The sequence below is a fragment of the Streptomyces sp. NPDC045956 genome (assembly GCF_056430705.1).
Window position 1 is genome coordinate 122,725 of the sequence record NZ_JBWKKZ010000008.1, and the last position, 17,680, is coordinate 140,404.

Annotated in this window: 15 protein-coding genes; 6 read left to right on the forward strand and 9 right to left on the reverse strand. The window is 73.1% G+C overall.

The genetic code is table 11. The features are described 5' to 3' along the window. Positions 1–138: 138 nt before the first annotated feature. Complete coding sequence (locus AC07FV_RS22020) at positions 139–2,595, reverse strand: helix-hairpin-helix domain-containing protein (RefSeq protein WP_479089038.1); 2,457 nt, start codon at positions 2,593–2,595, stop codon at positions 139–141. Next, entirely contained in the window at positions 2,592–3,578 is a 987-nt protein-coding gene (locus AC07FV_RS22025; RefSeq protein WP_479089039.1) for an aldo/keto reductase, read from the reverse strand. Before AC07FV_RS22025 ends, AC07FV_RS22020 begins: the two co-directional genes overlap by 4 nt. A gap of 112 nt (positions 3,579–3,690) precedes the next feature. Here AC07FV_RS22025 and AC07FV_RS22030 point away from each other — a divergent pair, with 112 nt between their 5' ends. After that, positions 3,691–4,749, forward strand: coding sequence for an LLM class F420-dependent oxidoreductase (locus tag AC07FV_RS22030; RefSeq protein WP_479089040.1), 1,059 nt, complete (start codon positions 3,691–3,693; stop codon positions 4,747–4,749). 274 nt (positions 4,750–5,023) lie between these two features. Next, positions 5,024–5,812, forward strand: a complete 789-nt coding sequence (locus tag AC07FV_RS22035) for a ferritin-like domain-containing protein (protein WP_479089041.1) — start codon at positions 5,024–5,026, stop codon at positions 5,810–5,812. Between the two features lie 22 nt (positions 5,813–5,834). On the opposite strand, the gene corA is transcribed toward AC07FV_RS22035, so the two are convergent. Then, positions 5,835–6,830: a magnesium/cobalt transporter CorA gene (corA, locus tag AC07FV_RS22040; protein WP_479089042.1), complete on the reverse strand. Its 996-nt coding sequence runs from the start codon at positions 6,828–6,830 to the stop codon at positions 5,835–5,837. A 61-nt stretch (positions 6,831–6,891) separates the two neighbouring features. On the opposite strand from corA, the gene AC07FV_RS22045 reads away from it, so the two are divergent. The 4 genes from AC07FV_RS22045 to mshC all read left to right on the forward strand — a co-directional run bounded on the left by AC07FV_RS22045 (position 6,892) and on the right by mshC (position 10,383). Next, on the forward strand, positions 6,892–7,578 hold the full coding sequence (locus AC07FV_RS22045; protein ID WP_479089043.1) for a histidine phosphatase family protein: 687 nt from the start codon (positions 6,892–6,894) through the stop codon (positions 7,576–7,578). Between the two features lie 84 nt (positions 7,579–7,662). Then, positions 7,663–8,253: a DUF3090 domain-containing protein gene (locus AC07FV_RS22050; RefSeq protein WP_053128347.1), complete on the forward strand. Its 591-nt coding sequence runs from the start codon at positions 7,663–7,665 to the stop codon at positions 8,251–8,253. Then, a complete protein-coding gene (locus AC07FV_RS22055; protein WP_479089044.1) occupies positions 8,217–9,047 on the forward strand; it encodes an SCO1664 family protein in 831 nt (276 codons plus the stop codon). Before AC07FV_RS22050 ends, AC07FV_RS22055 begins: the two co-directional genes overlap by 37 nt. A gap of 106 nt (positions 9,048–9,153) precedes the next feature. Further along, positions 9,154–10,383 (forward strand): cysteine--1-D-myo-inosityl 2-amino-2-deoxy-alpha-D-glucopyranoside ligase, encoded by a 1,230-nt coding sequence (gene mshC / locus AC07FV_RS22060; protein ID WP_479089045.1) that lies wholly within the window; start codon positions 9,154–9,156, stop codon positions 10,381–10,383. A gap of 70 nt (positions 10,384–10,453) precedes the next feature. Here mshC and parJ read toward each other — a convergent pair whose 3' ends face one another. From parJ to AC07FV_RS22090, 6 genes are all read right to left on the reverse strand, one after another. Further along, a complete protein-coding gene (gene parJ / locus AC07FV_RS22065) occupies positions 10,454–11,437 on the reverse strand; it encodes a filament polymerization regulator ParJ (protein WP_479089046.1) in 984 nt (327 codons plus the stop codon). A gap of 156 nt (positions 11,438–11,593) precedes the next feature. Beyond that, positions 11,594–12,265 (reverse strand): FadR/GntR family transcriptional regulator, encoded by a 672-nt coding sequence (locus AC07FV_RS22070; RefSeq protein WP_479089047.1) that lies wholly within the window; start codon positions 12,263–12,265, stop codon positions 11,594–11,596. Positions 12,266–12,389: 124 nt separating this feature from the next. Continuing rightward, positions 12,390–14,006: a glycerol-3-phosphate dehydrogenase/oxidase gene (locus tag AC07FV_RS22075; protein ID WP_479089048.1), complete on the reverse strand. Its 1,617-nt coding sequence runs from the start codon at positions 14,004–14,006 to the stop codon at positions 12,390–12,392. A gap of 17 nt (positions 14,007–14,023) precedes the next feature. Next, positions 14,024–15,562, reverse strand: coding sequence for a glycerol kinase GlpK (gene glpK, locus AC07FV_RS22080; protein ID WP_479089049.1), 1,539 nt, complete (start codon positions 15,560–15,562; stop codon positions 14,024–14,026). 84 nt (positions 15,563–15,646) lie between these two features. Continuing rightward, on the reverse strand, positions 15,647–16,441 hold the full coding sequence (locus AC07FV_RS22085) for an MIP/aquaporin family protein (RefSeq protein WP_479089050.1): 795 nt from the start codon (positions 16,439–16,441) through the stop codon (positions 15,647–15,649). Between the two features lie 338 nt (positions 16,442–16,779). Then, complete coding sequence (locus AC07FV_RS22090) at positions 16,780–17,544, reverse strand: IclR family transcriptional regulator (RefSeq protein WP_356605955.1); 765 nt, start codon at positions 17,542–17,544, stop codon at positions 16,780–16,782. Between the last annotated feature and the right edge of the window lie 136 nt (positions 17,545–17,680).

The window sequence follows — 17,680 nt, forward strand, 5'->3', positions numbered from 1 at the left end:
TGCGGATGTTGGATGTGAGGTTCAAGCCGACGACGCAGCGAGGCAAGGAAGGTGGGTCGATGTCGCTCCGCCTCTGACCCCCCCCCCCCCCCCCCGCCGTCGCTCATGCCGGAGCCGGCCGGGCGCCCGGCCGGACGCTCAGTCGGCCACCGGGACCTGCGGCGCGAGCAGCACCGGCAGCCGGGTCGTGCGCGGCTTCGCGGGAACCTCGGCGACGGCCCGCGGCAGCGCCTGCTCCACGCCGTGCACCACGGACAGATGACGCGCGGCCCGGCCGAACGCCGTGTACACCCAGGGACGACTGAGGGCCTGCGCGGCGTCCCCGGGCAGCACCACGACCACCGCCGGCCACCGGCCGCCCACCGCCTGGTGAGCGGTCAGCGCCCATCCGTGGCGTACGGTCTGCTCCACCCGCTCCTTCGGCACGACGACGGCCTCGTCGGCGCAGGTCAGGTGCAGGCCTTCGGTGTCCGCCCGCACCACCCGGCCCGGCAGCACACGGCCGGGCGCGGGGGAGTAGGCGACGCGGTCACCGGGGTCGAAGCCGCCGAAGCGGCCGGGCCCCGGGTTCAGCCGCTGCTTCAGTGCCGCGTTGAGCGCCCGTGTGCCCGCCGCGCCGCCGTGGCCCGGCGTGATCACCTGGGTCTCCTCGGCGGGAACGCCGAGCGCGCGCGGCACCGAGTCGGCCACGAGCTGGACGGTGCGGTGGACGGCCTCGCCGGCGTCGCGCACCGGCACGATCACGACCTCCTTCCCGGGCGACTCCACCTGGCCCAGCTCGCCGATCCCGATGCCGGAGACCAACTCGCCGAGCGGGCCGGGGTCCGGGCGCCGCGAGGCGATACGAGGGCAGATCTGCGCCGCCAGCAGGTCCGCGAAGACCCGCCCGGGCCCCGCCGACCACAGCACCGCCGGGTCACCCGACAGCACCAGCCGGGCACCGTCCGGCAGCGACTCCGCCAGCAGGGCGCCCGCCTCGACGTCGAGCTGCGGCGCGTCGAGCACGACGAGCAGGTCGAGGTCCAGCGCGCCGTCCGCGTCCCGTCCCGGCCCCTCCGCCCCGGTGAGCAGCCCGCTCACGGTGACGACGGCCCGCTCGGCCGCGCCCGGACCGGCCGGGACGGAGCCGTCGGAGGCGGCAGGGTCCGGTGCGGTGGAGACGGGCGCGGTCGGGTCCTCGGAGTGCGGCCCGGCCGCCCGGTGGGCCGCCAGGGCGGCGAAGCGGTCGCGCCCCAGCGGCCCGTGCGCGGCGGCCCAGGCACGCAGGCCCAGGGTGTGCGCCGCGTGCAGCAGCGCGGCCGGTTCGGCCAGGGACGCCTCCCCGCCGGTGTGCAGGACCAGCCCGTGGTCCGCGACGGCTCGGACCAGCTCGGCCGCGGAACCCGGCGCGCCGGCGGCGGCCCGCTCCCAGTCGGCCGCCGAACCGTCCTGCTTCGGGGTCGAGTTGACCAGCCGGGCCAGACCGTCGGCCAGACTCTCCTCGGCGAGGGCGTAGCGCTCCAGACCGATCAGGACCCGGACCGGGGGGCCCTCACCCTCATCGGTCCCGTCCGCCTCGTCCGCCTCGTCCGTCCCAGCCGTCCCGCCCGGGGCGGGCTGGGGGTGGGTGCCGGCCTGCTCCAGGGCGTCCTGGAAGGCGAGCGCCTCACCCTCGGCCAGCGTGCTCTGCACGGCGGCGTCGGGGTCCGGCACACCCCGCTGGGCCAGGGTCGCGGTGAGCCGCGGCAGCTCCAGGGCCGTGTGCCCGGCCAGCGCCGCCTGCTCCAGCAGCCACACGGTGACCGCACGGCCGCGCCGCTCGTCGTCCGGGCGGCACTCCGCGCCGAGCAGCGCCCGGGCGAACCCGTCGGCCTGCTCGGGCCGGACCCCGCCGACCCTCAGCAACTGCCAGGGGTCCGCGCGCAGCGCCTCCTCCGCCGCCTCGCCGAGGAGCGCGGCGGTCTGCGGCGCGAGCGCCTCGGGGGCGCCGCCCTCGGTCAGGACGCGCCGGACGGCCTCGACGGCTTCCGGTGCGGGCCCCGCGGGGCCGGCGGGCTCGGCCGGCGCCGGATGCGGTCGCCGCACCGGCTCCTGGGCGGCCCGGCGCGGGGCGGGGGAGGGATCGTCGAAGACCGTGGCCGTCGGCTTCTCGCCGCTCTCGACGGCGCGCACGGCGGCCAGCAGGTCGGCCGCCGTGCCGCTGAGCTTGCCCCCGGCGGCGATCGTCCCCTGCCGTTCGGCCTTGCGCCGCTCGATCCGCTCCCGCTCCAGGCGCTGCGCGGCCAGCTCGGCCTCGGCCTCGGAGAGCCGATCCGCGCCACCGGCACCGCCGGCATCCGCACCGCCCGGCTCCCCGGTCCCCTCGCCGCCGGGACCGTCGGCCGCCGGGCCGGTCGTCCCGGCCTCCGCCGCGCGGCCCGGATCTCCCGAGTCCCCGTCGCTCGCGTCCGTCCCGGTGACCGGGTCGTCCGAGCCGCCGCCACCCGCGGCTGCCGGCCCGGCGCCGTCGCCTTCCGACGGTCCGGCGGCCGCCCCGGGCGCGGTGCCCTGGGCCCCCGGCCCGGCTTCCGCGGCTTCCGCGGTGTCCTCAGAGGCGGCCTCGGGCTCCGTGCTCACAGCGTGCTCCAGTCGTGATCGGGATAGCGGTGCACCGGCGCCGACACGTCGTCCAGCGCCCGGCAGATCTCGTCAGGAAGACTAAGGGTCTCCACTGACAGCGCCGCCGTGAGCTGCCGCGCGTTGCGCGCGCCGACGATCGGGGCGACCACGCCGGGCCGGTCCCGGACCCACGCCAGTGCCACCTGGAGCGGCGTCACCGCGAGCCCGTCCGCCGCCGTCGCCACCGCGTCCACGATGTGCCCGGCCGCCTCGTCGAGGTAGGGCGCGACGAACGGGGCCAGGTGGTCCGAGGCACCCCGCGAGTCCGGCGGCATGGCGTCCTTGCGGTACTTGCCGGTGAGGACCCCGCGTCCCAGCGGGGAGGAGGGCAGCAGGCCTATGCCCAGGTCCAGGGCGGCCGGCAGCACCTCGCGCTCGATGCCCCGCTGGAGCAGCGAGTACTCCATCTGCGTGCTCGCCAGCCGGTTGCGCACGCCCGGCGCCGCCAACTGCCAGGTCGCCGCCTTGGCCAGCTGCCAGCCGCAGAAGTTCGAGACGCCCGCGTACCGGGCCCGGCCGCTGCTCACCGCCACGTCGAGGGCGTGCAGCGTCTCCTCCAGCGGGGTGTCCGGATCGAAGGCGTGCAGATGCCACACGTCGACGTGGTCCGTGCCGAGACGGGCCAGCGAGGAGTCCAGCGCCGAGAGCAGATGCGCACGCGAACCGTCGAAGCGGCGGTCGGGGTCCGGGACGCTGCCCGCCTTGGTGGAGATCACCAGGTCCCGGCGCGGCACGAGGCCCTCCATCAACCGGCCGAGCAGGTACTCCGCCTCCCCGTCGCCGTACACGTCCGCCGTGTCGACGAGGGTCCCGCCCGCCTCCCAGAAGGTCTTCAAGAGGTCGGCCGCGTCGTGCTCGTCGGTGTCCCGGCCCCAGGTCAGGGTGCCGAGACCGATACGGGACACGCGCAGGCCCGTGCGGCCGAGATGCCTCTGCTCCATGAACGGCGACATTACTGGCCACGGCTTGCGCTGTGGGGGCCTGTGGACAACCGAATTACCGCGCTATGGTCGGGGCGCACACAACGTTACTGATCGGTAAGGGGAATCGGCCATGCAGCTCGGGATCAACCTCGGCTACTGGGGTGCCGGAATGGACGCGGACAACCTGGCCGTCGCCCAGGAGGCCGACCGGCTCGGCTACGCCGTCTGCTGGGCCGCCGAGGCCTACGGCTCCGACGCGGCCACCGTGCTCACCTGGGTCGCCGCCCAGACCGAGCGCATCGACGTCGGCTCGGCCATCTTCCAGATCCCGGCCCGCCAGCCCGCGATGACCGCGATGACGGCCGCCACCCTGGACTCCCTCTCCCAGGGGCGCTTCCGCCTCGGCCTCGGCGTCTCCGGCCCTCAGGTCTCCGAGGGCTGGTACGGCGTCAAGTTCGACAAGCCGCTCGCCCGCACCCGCGAGTACGTGGAGATCGTGCGCAAGGCGATGACCCGCGAGCGCCTGTCGTACGAGGGGCAGCACTGGACGCTGCCGCTGCCGGGCGGCCCGGGCAAGCCGATCAAGCTGACCGTGCACCCGCAGCGCGAGCACATCCCGCTGTACATCGCCGCCATCGGCCCGAAGAACCTGGAGCAGACCGGCGAGATCGCCGACGGCGCCCTGTTGATCTTCCCGTCCGCCGAACACCTGGAGGACACCGCGATCCGGCACCTGCGCGCCGGCCGTGAGAAGGCGGGGAAGACCCTCGACGGCTTCGACGTCTGCCCGACCGTGCCGCTCGCCCTCGGCGAGGACAAGGACGTCGCCGCACTCGCCGACACCTTCCGCCCCTACACCGCGCTGTACGTCGGCGGCATGGGCAGCCGCAAGCAGAACTTCTACAACCAGCTCGCCCAGCGCATGGGCTACGAGCGGGAGGCCGCCGAGATCCAGGACAAGTACCTGGCCGGCGACAAGCAGGGGGCCGCCGCGGCCGTACCGCACGACCTGATCGACCGGACGACCCTGCTCGGCTCCGTCGACCGCATCGCGGACCGGATGAAGGCCTACGCCGCCGCCGGCGTCACCACGCTGACCCTCGCGCCCGCGGGCTTCACCCTGGACGAGCGGATCGCCTCGCTCCGCGCCGGTACGGAGGCCCTGGACCGCGCCGGGCTGGCCCAGTAGCCGTACGGCCCCGCCCTCGATCCGGTGCACCGGAGAGGGGCCGGGGCCTGCCGTGGATTCTGCGGCCGTGGTGGGGGCTCGGGGGTCTTCCCCGCCACGGCCGTCACGGGGATCAACGCGCCCGCGCCCGTGTGGTTACGCCTTCTCCCGTCCCCGGCCCTCCCTCGTTCGGCGCAGTTGTCCGCCGCACCTGTTGCCGCGCCCCGCCACCCGCACTTGACTCGTGCTCTGCGGAGCACGCGGAACCGCGGCAGAGGCAGGAGAGGGGCCAACGATGCTTTCGGCCAGGAGTCTGTTCCAGGAGATCCTCGACAACGACGAGTCGTTCCGTCTCTTCTGCTCGATCGCGGCCAGCGGTGAGTCGCAGGGCGGCTGGGAGAACGCGCGCATCGCCGCCCTGGTGCCGGAGAGCGAGCGCGCCCTCGCCCCCAAGATCACCCGGCACGGCGCCGACGAGGACAAGCACGGCCGCATCTTCGGCGCCCTGCTGAAGAAGCGCGGACTGGATCCCGTCGAAGTGCCTCCCGCGACCGACTACACCATGCTCCTGGAGCGGCACGGCATCGGCCTCGCCCACGAGAAGCTCAAGGCCGACCAGCAGCTCACGGTGCGGGACATCATCACCTACCTCGCGCACAGCAGGGTCACCGAGCAGCGCGCGGCCGAGCAGATGGCGATGCTCCTCAAGTACTTCGGGGACCACCCGGAGCTGGGCCGCGCCGTCCGGATGATCTCGGCCGACGAGGACAACCACCTCGCCTACTCCCACGAGGAACTGCTGCGCTACGCGGCCGCCGGACACGGCCGGTACATCCAGCGGACGCTCCGCGAGTGCGCCCTCGCGGAGATCCGCGTCCACCGGGACGTCAGCCTCGCCGTGATGGCCCGCATGGGGCACCTCCTCGGGTGGTCGCGCCCCCGGTCCGCGATGCTCGCGGCGGGCATCCACGCCGTGTACGCGTACGAGCGGCTGGCCGGCTGGCGCCGCATGGTGACGCTGCGCACACCCGCTCGCCGCGACGCGCTCGGCGGGCCGGGGACCGTGGCCCCGGAGCCGGCCTGACGGGCCGGAGCCGCCCTCCGCGCTACAGCCAGCCCCGGCTCTTGAACGTCCGGTAGAGCAGCACCTCCAGAACGGCCATCACCACGATCACCGCCGGATAGCCCCACTCCCAGCGCAGCTCCGGCATGTGCTCGAAGTTCATGCCGTACACCCCCGCGACCATCGTCGGGACCGCCGCCATGGCCGCCCACGCGGAGATCTTCCGCATGTCGTCGTTCTGCCGGACGCTCGTCTGCGCCAGGTGCGCCGACAGGATGTCCGAGACCAGCCGGTCCAGGCCCTCCACCGACTCGTTCACCCGCGTGAGGTGGTCGCTCACGTCCCGGAAGAACGGCCGTGCCCTCTCGTTCACGAACGGCACCCCGGCGCCGGCCGCGCCCGTCCCGGACAGCCGGGCCAGGGGCGGTGCCAGCGGACCGGTCGCCCGCCGGAACTCCAGGATCTGCCGCTTGAAGTTGTAGATCCGGGACGCGGTGTGGCGCGAGCCGCCGCCGTCCGGGGAGAAGACCTCGGCCTCCAGCTCCTCCAGGTCGTTCTGCAGCTCGACGGCCACGTCCAGGTAGTGGTCGACGGCGGCGTCCGCCACCGCGTACAGGACCGCGGTGGGGCCCTTCCCGAGCAGCTCCGGCTCCTGCTCCAGACGCTGCCGCACGGCCTTCAGCGGGGCGCCCTCGCCGTGCCGGACGACGACCACGAAGGCGTCGCCCATGAAGAGCATGAGTTCACCGGTGGACACGGCGTCGCTCGCCGCGTCGTACACCACCGGCTTCAGGACGGCGAAGAGCGAGTCCTCGTACACCTCCAGCTTGGGCCGCTGATGCGCCTTCAAGGCGTCCTCCACCGCCAGCGGATGCAGCCCGAACTCCTGGGTGACCAGGTCGAACTCCTCCTCCGTCGGTTCGTGCAGCCCGATCCAGACGAAGCCGCCCGCGGCGCGCGCCTCGCCGACCGCGTCGGAGAAGTCCTCGGGCCCGTCCGCGCGGTGTCCGTCCCGGTAGATGGCACAGTCGACGATCACCGAACGCATTCTCCCTTCGCCCCGGCGCCCTCGTGCCGCGCCGTACGCCTACCCTGGCCGCATGCCCACGCTGATCCTGGTTAGGCACGGACGTTCCACCGCCAACACCGAGGGGCTCCTCGCCGGCTGGACGCCCGGCGTCGCCCTCGACGAACGCGGCGCCGCACAGGCCGCCGCCCTGCCCGAGCGGCTCGCCGCCCTGCCGCTCTCCGAGATCGTCGCCAGCCCGCTCCAGCGCTGCCAGGAGACGGTCCGGCCCCTGCTCGACGCCCGGCCCGGACTGCGGGCGCACACCGACGAGCGGATCGGGGAGTGCCACTACGGCGACTGGTCCGGCCGCAAACTCGCCGAGCTGAACGACGAGCCCCTGATGGAGGTGGTGCAGGCGCACCCCTCCGCCGCCGCGTTCCCCGGCGGCGAGTCCATGCGCGCGATGCAGACCCGCGCCGCCGAGGCGGTGCGCGAGTGGAACGCGCGCGTGGAGCGCGACCACGGCCCCGACGCCGTCTACCTCATGTGCTCCCACGGCGACATCATCAAGTCCCTCGTCGCCGAGGCACTCGGCCTGCATCTCGACCTCTTCCAGCGGATCTCCGTCGAACCCTGCTCCGTCACCGCGATCCGCTACACCCGGCTGCGCCCGTTCCTGGTGCGCCTCGGCGACACCGGCGACTTCGCCTCCCTGGCCCCGCGGCAGGAGCCGCCGGGCGACGAGGCCACGGTCGGTGGTGGTGCGGGCGCACCGTGATCGTCGGCCGCAGTAGGGTGAGGCGATCGCAGCAGTGACCGACTCGGTCATTCCGCTTCTTACGACTTCTCATGGAGACAGGACGTGTCCCGTCAGGTGTTCCTCTACGACCAACCGGAACGTTTCGTGGCCGGCACGGTCGGGCTGCCCGGGCGCCGTACGTTCTTCCTCCAGGCCACCGCGGGCTCCCGGGTGACCAGCGTGGCCCTGGAGAAGACCCAGGTCGCCGCTCTCGCCGAGCGCATGGACGAACTCCTCGACGAGGTCGTGCGGCGCAGCGGCGGCAGCACCGCCGTCCCCGCCGTGGCGCCCACGGAACCCGCCGACACCGCCCCGCTGGACACTCCGGTGGAGGAGGAGTTCCGGGTCGGCACCATGGCGCTCGCCTGGGACGGCGAGGACCAGCGCATGATCGTCGAGGCGCAGGCCCTCGTCGAGCTGGACGCCGAGTCCGAGGAGGACCTGGCGGAGGCCGAGGAACGGCTCCTCCAGGACGAGGAGAACGGCCCGCCGATGCTCCGGGTCCGCCTCACCGGCGCGCAGGCCAGGGCCTTCGCCAAGCGCGCCCTCGACGTCGTCAACGCCGGGCGGCCGCCGTGCCCGCTGTGCAGCCTCCCGCTCGACCCGGAAGGACACGTATGTCCGCGCCAGAACGGATACCGCCGCGGAGCGTGACCGCCGACACCGCGGCCGCCGAGCTGCTCGCCCGCGGCGAGCTGACCGTGCGCGGACGCATCCGTGACGCCTCCAACGCGGCCCTGTACTGCACGGTGACGCACGAGGGGCGCGAGGCGGCCTGCATCTACAAGCCGGTGGCCGGCGAGCGGCCCCTGTGGGACTTCCCCGACGGCACCCTCGCCCAGCGCGAGGTCGCCGCCTACGAGGTCGCCGAGGCGACCGGCTGGGGCCTCGTACCCCCCACCGTGCTGCGCGAGGGGCCGTACGGGGAGGGCATGGTCCAGCTGTGGATCGAGGCCGTGCCGGGGACGGAGCTGCTCGCCCTGGTGGATGCCGAGGAGCCCGGCCCCGGCTGGAAGGCCGTCGGCCTCGCCGAGGTCGACGAGGGCCGCACCGCACTGCTGGTGCACGCCGACGACGCACGCCTGCGTCGGCTCGCCGTCCTGGACGCCGTACTCAACAACGCCGACCGCAAGGGCGGCCACCTGCTGCCCGCGGCCGGCGAACGGCTGTACGGCATCGACCACGGGGTCACCTTCCACGCCGAGGACAAGCTGCGCACCCTCCTGTGGGGCTGGGCGGGCGACCCGCTCACCGGAGAGGCCCTGACGGTCCTGGACACCCTCCGCGAGGCGCTGAAGGACGGCGGCACCCTGGCCGGCCGGCTCGCCGCGCTGATCACCCCCGCCGAGCTGGACGCCACGCGCGCGCGGGTCGCCGCCCTGCTGGCCTCCGGACGCCACCCCGAGCCCGGCGGGGAGTGGCCGGCCATCCCCTGGCCGCCGGTCTAGTCCTCCCCGGGGTCGCACACCGGCGCGCGTCGCGCAAGAGCGCCTTACCGGCCGTCCGGACCGGTCCGGTTCGTGCAGGCAACATCAGTCCGGTTACGCTCATGACATGCATGCCTGGCCCGCTTCCGAGGTCCCCGCCCTGCCTGGTCAGGGTCGCGACCTGAGGATCCACGACACCGCGACCGGCGGCCCGGTCACCCTCGACCCCGGTCCCGTCGCCCGCCTCTACGTCTGCGGCATCACGCCGTACGACGCCACCCACATGGGACACGCGGCGACCTACAACGCGTTCGACCTCGTGCAGCGCGTGTGGCTCGACAACAAGCGGCAGGTTCACTACGTCCAGAACGTCACCGACGTCGACGACCCGCTCCTGGAGCGTGCCGTGCGCGACGGCGTCGACTGGACCGCCCTCGCCGAGCAGGAGACCGCCCTCTTCCGCGAGGACATGACGGCGCTGCGGATGCTGCCGCCGCGGCACTACATAGGCGCCGTGGAGGCCATACCCGGCATCGTCCCGCTCGTCGAGCGGCTGCGGGACCTCGGGGCCGCCTACGAGCTGGAGGGCGACACCTACTTCTCCGTCGAGGCGGACCCGCACTTCGGCGGGGTCTCCCACCTGGACGCGGCCGCCATGCGGCTGCTCTCCGCCGAGCGGGGCGGCGACCCGGACCGGCCGGGCAAGAAGAACCCGCTCGACCCGATGCTGTGGATGGCCGCCCGCGAGGGCGAGCCCAGCTGGGACGGCGCCTCGCTCGGCCGCGGACGGCCCGGCTGGCACATCGAGTGCGTGGCCATCGCCCTCGACCACCTCGGCATGGGCTTCGACGTCCAGGGCGGCGGCTCCGACCTCGCCTTCCCGCACCACGAGATGGGCGCCTCGCACGCCCAGGCGCTCACCGGCGAGTTCCCGATGGCCAAGGCGTACGTCCACGCCGGCATGGTCGCGCTCGACGGCGAGAAGATGTCGAAGTCCAAGGGCAACCTGGTCTTCGTGTCGAAGCTGCGGCACGAGGGCGTCGACCCGGCCGCGATCCGGCTGACGCTCCTCGCCCACCACTACCGCTCGGACTGGGAGTGGACCGACCAGGTGCTCCCCGACGCCGTGGACCGCCTGGAGCGCTGGCGCGCCGCCGTCTCCCGGCCCGACGGCCCGCCCGCCGACGCCCTCGTCGAGGAGATCCGCGCGGCTCTCGCCGACGACCTGGACTCCCCGGCCGCGCTGGAGGCCGTCGACCGCTGGGCCGCGCTCCAGCAGGAGAGCGGCGGCACGGACATCGGGGCACCCGGTGTCGTCTCCCGGGCCGTCGACGCGCTGCTCGGCGTCGCCCTGTAGGGCCCGCCCCGCATACGGCAGGGGGCGCTTCCCGCGGGAAGCGCCCCCTGCCGTGTGTCTGCGCGTCGACTCAGTCCTCCGAGGACTCCTCGTCGTCGCCGCTCGTCTTCGGCGGTCTCGGCGGACGGGCCCGCCCGCTCGGGTTGTCCCGGAGGAACGGTGTCTGGGGCGTGCCGTCGCCGCCGTCCGCCGTGGCGTGGCCGCCCGGTCCGGAGCCGTCCCGGCGCCGCAGGTACCGCTCGAACTCGCGGGCGATCGCCTCACCCGACGCCTCCGGCAGCTCCGCGGTGTCCCGGGCCTCCTCCAGCGACTGGACGTACTCGGCGACCTCGCTGTCCTCGGCGGCGAGCTGGTCCACGCCCGTCTGCCAGGCACGCGCGTCCTCGGGCAGCTCGCCCAGCGGCACGCGCACGCCGATCAGGTCCTCCAGCCGGTTCAGCAGGGCCAGCGTGGCCTTCGGGTTGGGCGGCTGCGACACGTAGTGCGGCACCGCGGCCCACAGGGACACGGCCGGCACGCCCGCGTGGGTGCAGGCCTCCTGGAGGATGCCGACGATGCCCGTGGGCCCCTCGTACTTGGTCTCCTCCAGGTCCATGCGCCGGGCCAGGTCGGCGTCCGACGTGGTCCCGCTGATCGGAACCGGACGCGTGTGCGGGGTGTCGCCCAGCAGGGCGCCCAGGACGACCACCAGCTCGACGCCCAGCTCATGGGCGAAGCCGAGCAGTTCGTTGCAGAACGAGCGCCAGCGCATGGACGGTTCGATCCCGCGGACCAGGACGAGGTCGCGCGGTTTGTCGCCGCCGACGCGGACCACCGAGAGCCGGGTCGTCGGCCAGGTGATCTTGCGGACGCCGTCCTCCATGAACACCGTGGGCCGGTTGACCTGGAAGTCGTAGTAGTCCTCGGCGTCCAGCGCCGCGAACACCTCGCCCTTCCACTCCCGGTCGAGATGCGCGACCGCGGTGGAGGCGGCGTCACCTGCGTCGTTCCAGCCCTCGAACGCGGCCACCATGACCGGGTCGACCAGCTCGGGAACCCCCTCGAGCTCGATCACCCAGCGCCTCCTTCCGACGTGCCCTCGTGTACCCCACAACCTTACGGCGTGCCGAGGGGCCCTCCGCAGCCCCCTTGCGCGGGGTGGTGAACGGATCACTGCCCCGTTCCCGGCGCCCGGACACCCGCCGCGCCGCCGCACCACCGGCCGGGACGGTCAGAGACTGGCGCGCAGCCACTGCTCCACGGACGCGATGTGCACCGTCGCCCACGAACGCGCCGCCTCCGCGTCCCGGTCGCGCAGCGCGGCGAGGATCGCGCGGTGCTCGTGCAGGGTGCGGCCGACCGCGTCCTCCTGGGTGAGCCCGCGCCAGACCCGGGCCCGCGTGGTGGGACCGGACAGGCCGTCGAGGAGGGAGCACAGGACCGAGTTGCCCGACGCTCCGACGATGCTCCGGTGGAACTCGAGGTCGCAGGCGACCAGTTCCTCCACCGACGGTTCGGTGCCCAGGGCGTCCAGCCGGGCGCCGAGGGCGTCCAGCTCCCGCTCACTGATCCGGGAGGCCGCCAGCGCGGTCGCGGCCGGCTCCAGCATGCGGCGCACGGCGAGGAACTCCAGCACCGTGTCGTCGCGGTGGAAGTCGACGACGAAGCTGAGGGCCTCCAGCAGGAGTTGCGGATCCAGGCTGGTGACGTAGGTGCCGTCGCCCTGGCGCACGTCCAGGATGCGGATCAGGGAGAGCGCGCGCACGGCCTCGCGCAGGGAGTTGCGGGACAGGCCGAGGCCGGCGGCGAGCTCGCTCTCCCTGGGCAGCCGGTCGCCCGGTCGCAGCGCGCCCGAGACGATCATGTCCTTGATCTTCTCGATCGCCTCGTCGGTGACCGCCACGGCCGACCTCCCTGGGTCCGGGATGCCGCTCAGACATCCGATGTCTCAGGACATTATGGCGGTCCCGGGGCCCGCCGTCCGCCGCCCACCGGCCGGGGTGGCGGTGGGCGGCGGACGCGGGGTCTCACTTCCCGTCGAGCAGGTCCTGTACCTTCGCGCGGACCTCGTCCGTGGCCAGGCCGCGGATGGTCAGCGTCGTCCGGCGGCGCAGCACGTCCTCCGGAGTCTGGGCCCACTCGTTGTCGCGCGCCCAGACGACCTGGGCCCAGATCTCCGGGGCGTCCGGGTGGACGCGGGCGGCCAGCTCCGGGTTCTCGTTGGCGAGCCGGGCGATGTCGAAGGCCAGCGAGCCGTAGTGCGTGGCCAGGTGCCTGGCGGTGTCCGCCGCCATCCGCGGACCGGGCGCCGGGTTGTCCACCAGCAGCCGGTGCGCGACGGCGCGCGGGTTGGCGACGCCGGGCAGCGGCAGCTTCTTCGGCAGCGAGGCGATCGGCTCGAAGTCGTCGCCGAGGGGGTGGCCCGGCAGCGCCTCCAGCTTCTTCATGACCGTACGGCCGATGTGGCGGAAGGTGGTCCACTTGCCGCCGGCGACGGACAGCATGCCGCCGCGGCCCTCGGTGACGACCGTCTCGCGCTTCGCCTTCGCGGTGTCACCGGGACCGCCCGGCAGCACCCGCAGACCCGCGAACGAGTACGTGATCAGGTCCCGGTCGAGCTGCTGGTCGCGGATGGAGAACGCGGCCTCGTCGAGGATCTGGGCTATGTCCTTGTCGTTGACCGAGACGTCACCCGGGTCGCCCTCGAACTCCTCGTCGGTCGTGCCGAGCAGCAGCATGTCCTCCCAGGGGAGGGCGAAGGTGATCCGGTACTTGTCGATCGGGGTCGCCAGCGCGGCCTTCCAGGGCGCGGTGCGCTTGAGCACCAGGTGCGCGCCCTTGGACAGGCGGATGGACGGGGCCGCGGCCGGGTCCTCCATCCGGCGCAGGTGGTCGACCCAGGGGCCGGTCGCGTTGAGCACGAGGCGGGCGTTCACCCCGAACTCGTCCCCGGTCATCCGGTCCTTCAGCTCGGCACCGGTCACCCGGCCCCGGGTGAACCGCAGGCCGGTCACCTCGGCGTGGTTGAGGACGACCGCGCCGGACTCGACCGCCGCGCGGACGGTCATCAGGGCCATGCGGGCGTCGTTCATCTGGTCGTCGCCGTACACGGCCACGGCCTTGAGGTTGTCGGTGCGCAGCTCCGGCACGTCCTGCGCGGCCTTGGCCGGGGAGAGCAGGTGGCCGACGCCGTCCCCGAAGGCGGACAGCGCCGAGTACGCGAAGACGCCGGCCCCGAGCTTCGCCGCGCCGTGCGGCCCGCCCTTGTACACGGGGAGGTAGAAGGTGAGCGGGTTCGCCAGGTGGGGGGCCACCTGGCGGGAGACCGCACGGCGCTCGAAGTGGTTCTCCGCCACCAGCTTCACCGCGCCGGTCTGCAGGTAGCGCAGTCCGCCGTGGAGCAGCTTGGAGGAGGCTGAGGAGGTGGCGCCGGCGAAGTCGCCGGCGTCGACCACGGCCACCCTGAGGCCGGACTGCGCGGCGTGCCAGGCGGTGGAGATGCCGAGGATGCCGCCGCCGATCACGAGAAGGTCGTACGACGCCTTGGAGAGCTGCTCCCGGGTCTCGGCCCGGCTCGGGTTGGAGCCGGAGGCCGAGTGCGTCCCCAGGGCAGGCACGGACTGCAGGGCGGGCTGAGTGGTCATTGCGGTCTTGCTCCTAGTCAGTCTTCGTCGGCGATCCAGCCCATGGTCCGCTCGACGGCCTTGAGCCAGCTCTTGTACTCACGGTCGCGGGTCTCCGCGTCCATGCGGGGGGTCCACTCGGCGGCCCGCCGCCAGTTGGCGCGCAGGTCGTCGGTGCTGTTCCAGAAGCCGACGGCCAGGCCGGCGGCGTAGGCGGCGCCGAGGCAGGTGGTCTCGGCGACCATCGGGCGCACCACGGGGGCGTCCACGAAGTCGGCGAGGGTCTGCATCAGCAGGTTGTTGGAGGTCATGCCGCCGTCGACCTTGAGGGCGGTCAGCTCCACCCCGGAGTCCTTCGTCATGGCGTCCGCGATCTCACGGGTCTGCCAGGCGGTGGCCTCCAGGACGGCGCGCGCGAGGTGCGCCTTGGTGACGTACCGGGTGAGGCCGGCGATCACACCGCGGGCGTCGGAGCGCCAGTACGGGGCGAACAGGCCGGAGAAGGCCGGCACGAAGTAGGCGCCGCCGTTGTCCTCGACCTGCATCGCCAGGGTCTCGATCTCGGCGGCGGTGGAGATCAGGCCCATCTGGTCGCGCATCCACTGCACCAGCGAACCGGTGACGGCGATCGAGCCCTCCAGGGCGTAGACCGTGTCCTGGTCGCCGATCTTGTAGCCGACGGTGGTGAGCAGGCCCGAGTAGGAGTTGATGAGCTTGTCACCGGTGTTCATCACCATGAAGGTGCCGGTGCCGTACGTCGACTTGGTCTCGCCCTCGGAGAAGCAGGTCTGCCCGAACAGGGCCGCCTGCTGGTCGCCGAGTGCGGAGGCGACCGGGATGCCGCCGAGCAGCTCGCCGAGCCGGCCGCCCGTGATCTCGCCGTACACCTCGGCGGAGGAGCGGATCTCGGGGAGCATCTGCGTGGGCACGCCGATCGACTCGGCGATCTTCTCGTCCCACTGCATGGTGTGCAGGTTCATCAGCATGGTGCGCGAGGCGTTGGTGACGTCGGTGACGTGCTTGCCGCCGTTCACCCCGCCGGTCAGGTTCCAGATGACCCAGGTGTCCATGGTGCCGAAGAGCAGGTCGCCCGCGTCGGCGCGCTCGCGCAGGCCGTCCACGTTGTCGAGCAGCCAGCGGGCCTTGGGGCCGGCGAAGTAGGAGGCGAGGGGCAGGCCGGTCTCGCGGCGGAAGCGGTCCTGGCCGACGTTGCGTCCGAGTTCCCGGCAGAGGGCGTCGGTGCGGGTGTCCTGCCAGACGATGGCGTTGTGGACGGGCTCGCCGGTGTTCTTGTCCCAGACCAGCGTGGTCTCGCGCTGGTTGGTGATGCCGATGGCCTTGATGTCGTCACGGGTGATGCCGGCCTTCTCGACCGCCCCGGCGACGACCTCCTGGACGTTGGTCCAGATCTCGGTGGCGTCGTGCTCGACCCAGCCGGGCTTGGGGAAAATCTGCTCGTGCTCCTTCTGGTCGACGGAGACGATGCGTCCGTCGCGGTCGAAGACGATGCAGCGCGAGGAGGTGGTGCCCTGGTCGATCGCGGCGATGAAGGGGCCTGCGGTGTGAGCGTCGGTCACTGTGTGCTCCTGGGTTCCGTGGTGTGGTGGCCGGTGCGTACGGCGCGTGTACTGCGGCTCGATGATGGCCGAGCGGAGGTCCGCTCAGGCGAACGCGACGTTGTAGACACCTCCGGCGATCGCACCGCCGATCAGCGGGCCGACGACCGGTATCCAGGCGTAGGACCAGTCGGAGCCGCCCTTGTTCGGCAGGGGCAGCAGGGCGTGCACGATGCGCGGGCCGAGGTCGCGGACCGGGTTGATCGCGTAGCCCGTCGGGCCGCCGAGGGAGAGGCCGATCGAGACCACCACGAACGCGGTGACCAGGGCGCCCAGGACACCGAGGCCGTTGCCCTCGTCGTTGAGGCCCTGGGTGAGGATGGCGAGCAGCAGGACGAAGGTGCCGATGATCTCGGTGGCGAGGTTCTGGACCGTGTGCCGGATCTCCGGGCCGGTGGAGAAGACGCCGAGGACGGGGCCGGCGGCCTTCTCCTGGGCCTCGACGGCCTTGGCCGTGGTGTCCTGCGCGCCCGGACCGCCGACGATCTCCCGGTCGGTGAGGTGCGCCTGGAACTGGCCGTAGTAGGCGAGCCAGACCAGCACCGCGCCGATCATGGCGCCGAGGAGCTGGCCGGCGAAGTAGGTCGGGGTGTTGCTCCAGTCACCGTCCTTGATCGCGATGCCGACGGTGACGGCCGGGTTGAGGTGGGCACCGGAGAGCGGACCCGAGATGTACGCCGCCGTCATGACGGCGAAACCCCACCCGAAGGTGATGGCGAGCCAGCCGGCGTTGCGGGCCTTGGAGGCCTTGAGCGTCACGGCGGCGCAGACACCGCCGCCGAGCAGGATGAGTATGGCGGTACCGATGGTCTCGCCGATGAAGATGTCGGAGCTGGACACCCGCGACTCCTTTGTCCTTCGTCCAGGGGAAGCCGAACCCCGGGTCCCTCCGGGTGTTCCGGCGCCCTCGGTGTGAGAGCGATGGCGGCCCTTGGCGTTGTCACACTCTAACGCGTATTGCCGGTAGGTGTTCGACAATGCCGACCGATGGACGCGAGTCTCGCTTCGCCCTCACACATGCGTCAAGAGCTCTGTAATCGAAAGCACGATCGTTATTGATCGTCGCGGGTTATCGGTCCCGGAAGCCGGGCGGACGGGGGGCGTCCCAGGGCGCGCGAAAGGACCGGGGCGCCGTCCGGCGCCCCGGTCCTGATCCTCGTGTCCGCGGCCGAAAGGCCCTAGAAGCGCCCGGCGCCCAGGTCCCGCGACACCGCGCGGGCGCAGTCGCGCACCGCCGCGACCAGCTCGGGCCGCAGCTCACCGTCCCGGCACAGCCGCTCCACGGCCCCGGTGATGCCGACCGCGCCGACCGGCATGCGCCTGCGGTCGTGGATGGGCGCGGCGATGGAGGCCACACCCTCCCAGGTCTCCTCGACGTCGGCCGCGTACCCGCGCGCGCGGGTGATGTCCAGGATGCTCTCGAAGGCGTCCGGTTCGCAGACGGTCCGGTCCGTGAACGCCTTGCGGTCGGCCTCCAGCGCCTCGCTGTGCGCGACCGGGTCGTACGCCGACAGCACCTTGCCCAGCGCCGTGCAGTGCAGGGGCTGCATGGCCCCGATCTCCAGGACCTGCCGGCTGTCGTCCGGCCGGAAGACGTGGTGCACGATCAGGACGCCCTGCTGGTGCAGGACGCCCAGGTGGACGCTCTCGCCGCTGGAGCGCGCCAGGTCGTCCGTCCACACCAGGGCGCGCGCCCGCAGCTCGTGCACGTCGAGGTAGGTCGTGCCCAGGCGCAGCAGCTCCGCGCCGAGCTGGTAGCGCCCGGAGGCGTCGTCCTGCTCCACGAAGCCCTCCTGCTGGAGGGTGCGCAGGATGCCGTGGGCGGTGCCTTTGGCCAGTCCCAGCGACGAGGCGATGTCCGACAGGCCGAGCCGCCGCTCGCCGCCCGCGAGCAGGCGCAGCATCGCGGCCGCCCGTTCGAGCGACTGGATGTTCCGTGCCATCGACGTACTGCCTCCGTCCCCTTCGACTGCCGACCTCGGTGACGCTGACGTCGTTCGGCAATGCCGAACACTACCGTCCGTTGCCGACCTCCCGCTAATGGTCGGTGGGCAACTGTTGCACTTCCGCCACGCCACG